The following is a 469-nucleotide window of genomic DNA, read 5'->3' on the forward strand; positions in this document are numbered from 1 at the left end:
CGTCACGCCGCCCCAGAAGGGGCCACGGTCCGCCGAGCCGAAGTTGAACTCGGTGATCAGCACCGGCTTATCCAGCGCGTGCAAAGCAGTAAAGTCATAACCGTCCTGCGGCTTGAGGGTGTACATGTTGAAACTCAGCACATCGCAATACTGGGCGCAGGACGCCACGGCTTCCGGCGTGCTCACGGCATAACGGCCGCCCAGCAGCAACTGGTTGGGCGCGTGCCATTTCAGCGAATCAGAGAGGGTCTTGAAATACGCATCGGCGAAGGTCTTCTGGAAGTATTTGAAGTCGGCTTCGATCGCCGGATGCTCAGGGTTTGGCATCGGCGGCTCGAAGCCTGGGTCTTCCATCAGCTCCCAGCCCGCCAGGTGAATGCCCCAAGCCTTAGACAGGCCGTCTTCATTGCGGTACTTGTCGCGCAGTTGTTTGAGGAATGCGCGCTTGGCCGGTACGTCGGTGGTCATG

1 protein-coding gene is annotated in these 469 nt (G+C 59.9%); it reads right to left on the reverse strand.

Features of this window, described 5'->3' with window-relative positions; translation table 11 throughout:
- A partial coding sequence (locus F7R06_RS30655; protein WP_212613259.1) for a beta-galactosidase occupies positions 1–469 on the reverse strand: 469 nt, incomplete at both ends.

Source organism: Pseudomonas moorei, from assembly GCF_008801475.1.
Lineage (GTDB): Bacteria > Pseudomonadota > Gammaproteobacteria > Pseudomonadales > Pseudomonadaceae > Aquipseudomonas > Aquipseudomonas moorei.